Origin of the sequence: Brooklawnia sp. (genome assembly GCF_049651565.1) — a bacterium.
In the GTDB taxonomy this organism is placed as follows: Bacteria; Actinomycetota; Actinomycetes; order Propionibacteriales; family Propionibacteriaceae; genus Brooklawnia.
This window is the reverse complement of the sequence record NZ_JBASCI010000121.1, coordinates 1-3,351: the sequence shown is the minus strand read 5'-3', so window position 1 is coordinate 3,351 and position 3,351 is coordinate 1. Positions and strand designations below refer to the sequence as shown.

Below are 3,351 nucleotides of genomic sequence, written 5' to 3'. Positions count from 1 at the left end.
GGCCTGAACTCTCCAGCCCTCAACTGGGCTCGAATGTTTCGCAGGAACTCCTCCACCCCGACCCCGGAACTGATCCGTGCCACGGTGACACGGTCCACCCCGGGAGTCTTGGACCCCTTGTTCCCGGCGACGCGTTCCCACGCCATCGTCAAGAACGCCGGATCACACACAAGGTTCCACAGGTCATCGAACCGGCGACCACCATCGGTGGCCGCCCAACCATGCAGCTTGGTCTGCATCCTCCGTACCCCCAGATAGGCCCGAGCATCGCTGGGCCATCCGGAGGCGCCGACATTCACCGGCGCGTCTTCGGACATTACATTCACCTTCTTCTGCTTTCTCTCACTGCCGCCCTTCCCCATGTGACCGGCTTTCCCGGCCTCGGAGTACTACGGCGGCTCCGCCCCACCCACACCCTTCGGCAGGCAACGCACCTATCCCCAAGAAGCGGGGAGCGGAATGCGGATGGTTCCCACGTTCACTGTTGTTCGGTTGACGGGCGAGGCGTCCGGCTTTACCCCTGCGGCATCGTCGTGGCTACGCCGTAGACCTTCACCACGACCTGCCGGACCCGACACATACCACCGTTCCGACAGTTCCCCACCCGCCACGACCATCAGCGACGGCCCCGACAAGCGGTTACGCACCGCAAACCAGCCCCGATCCACCGGGTTAGAGCTGGGCGACGATTAAGAGGCTTTACGACACCGGTTCCTCTCGTACACCTTCCCGTCTTGCTCACCAGACACGGCCCATCCGGTAGTACTGGACCGTCCTGACTTTGTCACGGCTGCTCCCACCCACCCCAGGCGTTCCCCCAGGACAGGCTGCCGTCAGCTTCACTTGGCCGCTACGACGGCCAACCAATGCAGGTCTCCCACCTCCATCCGATACAACAGCGCCTCGTGGCGCACCACATGCTCATCGACCCCGAGGCGCTTCACGCCGGCGAACCTGGAGTTGTCGTCGGCCATCTCCTGCAGCAGCGGTCGGATCGAGGACCACACGGTGTTCCACGTCGTCCCGAGCTGTCGGGCGATCCCGCTGATCGAGGTGTGCTCGCGGCGGATCTGGTTGATCGCCCACCAGCACGCCCGCGTCGTCAACAGAGCCCGAGGCCGGGCGACCTGCTCGTCCTGCTCGGTGAAGACCTTCGTCGGACACGACGGCTCGACGCAGCGCCAGGTCCGCTTGCGCCAGATCAGCCGGACCGGCCGGTCGAAGCACGGCGCATCGACCAGCACCACGTCACGGCGGCCGTGGCTGCCCGCAATGACACCGCACGTCGGGCAACCCATCGGGGTCCTGGGCGACTCGACCCGCACCGTGAGCAGCCCGATGTCATGGTCGAACTCGACGGCGATCACGTGCAGCTCGCCGAGCCCGACGAGCAGGTCGCAACGCGAGCAGTAGTCGGTGTGGTCATGGCAGCGCGCAGCGATGTGCGCCGTAGGCTCAGACAACGTCGAGGCCTTCCGGACAGGGTGCTTGGTCGCTCCCGATCTTGGAGGCCTCGACCCCTCTCACCCGGGCATCACGACACCGGCGCGCCCCTCACCCCCACCGGAACTCGGAAGAGCCCCGAATCCCAACCCACGTACGCCGTAGTAGATCGCGAGCGGCGCGACCGTTGCGAGCATCAGCACCCACGGCGACTGCGGCACACGCACCCCACGGCTCGCGTTCCCGCCCGTGCCGGGCCTGGAGCTAGGGCGGATGTTCTCCCGTCGCCTGGGCACGTTCACCTGTCGTGGTTCGGCGACTGGCGGCGGCGGACGCCAGGCGCCGGCGTCCCGGTGCGGGTGTCGGATACGGGGCGGCCGGGGTGCCGCGCCATCCGAGGTAGTCCGGATGATCCCGGCGAGGAAGGCGTCGATGCCGGCGACGACGGCGTCGGACCGCACCGAGCGGAGTAGATCGAACCCGTGCTGGGCGCCGGGCAGTTCGGCGTAGGCCACGGGGGTCGCCCCGGCACATGCAGCGGGCGCACTGCGTGCCGACTCTTGCGCGGTCTGACCGAGCGACCTAGACTTTAACCGTGCGGTCAGACATTGGCGAACGTGCCCGAACGTTCACGGAGGCGGCCAGGCGGGTGCAGATCATCCGGTGCGCCATCGAGGCGCTGGCGGAGGTGGGCTACGCGGGTGCGTCGTTGGCGGAGATCGCGCGCCGGGCCGGGGTCAGCAAGGGAGTGGTGTCCTACTACTTCGACGGCAGGGACGACCTGCTGGGCCATGTGCTGCTCGATGTCTACACCCGGGCGGGGGCGGCGATCGCCGAGCGGACCGCCGCGGGCCAGGACCCGGCGGCCGTGGTCCGCGGGTACATCGAGGCGAACTTGGCGTTCCTCGGCGAACACCCTGCCGATGTCGCCGCCGTGGTCGAGGTCGCCGCCAACGCCCGCCGCCCGGACGGGAGCCTGCGTTTCGGCCCCGGAGGGGAGGACCCGGTCCTGGCCCACCTGGAACAGCTCCTGCGCGACGGTCAGGCCACGGGCGCGTTCGGCGACTTCGACGCCCGGTCCCTGGCGATCCTCATTCGCGGGGCGATCGACACCGCCTCCGGCCGGCTCGCCACCGACCCGGCCTTCGACCTGGCCGCCTACACCGGTCTGCTCGTCTCCGTCGTCGAGAAGGCCACCAACGCACTCCCATGGGAGCAGTCATGACCGAAGAAGCCGTCATCGACGTCCAGCACCTGCGCAAGACCTACGGCGCCACCGTCGCCGTCGCCGACGTCTCCCTCACCGTCCGGCGCGGGGAGATCTTCGGGATCCTCGGCCCCAACGGTGCCGGGAAGACCACCACCGTGGAGGCCATGGTCGGGCTGCGCCCCGTCGACGCCGGCAACATCCGGGTGCTCGGCCTGGACCCCCACCGCGACACCTGGCAGGTGCGCGACCGTGTCGGGGTCCAGCTGCAGCAGGCCCGGCTCCCGGCGCGGCTGCGGGTGGGCGAGGCCTTGGAGCTGTACGCCTCGTTCTACCCCGATCCTGCCGACCCCGCCGAGCTCCTGGAGCTGCTCGGGCTGACCGACCGGCGCCGCATCGCCTTCGCCGACCTCTCCGGCGGCCAGCAGCAGCGGCTGTCCATCGCCCTGGCGCTGGTCGGCAACCCGGAGATCGCGGTGCTCGACGAGCTCACCACCGGGCTGGACCCCCGAGCACGCCGCGCCACCTGGGACCTGATCGACCACGTCCGGGCCCGCGGCGTCACGGTCGTGCTGGTCACGCACTACATGGACGAGGCCGAGCACCTGTGCGACCGGCTCGCGATCATCGACCGCGGCACCGTGGTCGCCACCGGCCGGCCCGGCGACCTCACCGCTGGGGCCGCCGGGACGCGGTACACG

The 3,351-nt window shown here is 69.4% G+C and carries 5 protein-coding genes; 2 read left to right on the top strand and 3 right to left on the bottom strand.

What is annotated here, in order from left to right:
• From WBL05_RS06060 to WBL05_RS06050, 3 genes are all read right to left on the bottom strand, one after another.
• A partial coding sequence (locus WBL05_RS06060) for a hypothetical protein (RefSeq protein ID WP_424224460.1) occupies nt 1-239 on the bottom strand: 239 nt, incomplete at its 3' end.
• A gap of 600 nt (nt 240-839) precedes the next feature.
• On the bottom strand, nt 840-1,463 hold the full coding sequence (locus WBL05_RS06055; RefSeq protein ID WP_424224459.1) for a helix-turn-helix domain-containing protein: 624 nt from the start codon (nt 1,461-1,463) through the stop codon (nt 840-842).
• A 60-nt stretch (nt 1,464-1,523) separates the two neighbouring features.
• Nucleotides 1,524-1,958: a hypothetical protein gene (locus WBL05_RS06050; protein WP_424224458.1), complete on the bottom strand. Its 435-nt coding sequence runs from the start codon at nt 1,956-1,958 to the stop codon at nt 1,524-1,526.
• 80 nt (nt 1,959-2,038) lie between these two features.
• Here WBL05_RS06050 and WBL05_RS06045 point away from each other — a divergent pair, with 80 nt between their 5' ends.
• Nucleotides 2,039-2,668 carry a TetR/AcrR family transcriptional regulator gene (locus tag WBL05_RS06045; RefSeq protein WP_424224456.1) on the top strand — a complete coding sequence of 210 codons (630 nt, stop codon included), beginning with the start codon at nt 2,039-2,041 and terminating at the stop codon, nt 2,666-2,668.
• A partial coding sequence (locus WBL05_RS06040) for an ABC transporter ATP-binding protein (RefSeq protein WP_424224455.1) occupies nt 2,665-3,351 on the top strand: 687 nt, incomplete at its 3' end. The genes WBL05_RS06045 and WBL05_RS06040, both read left to right, overlap by 4 nt.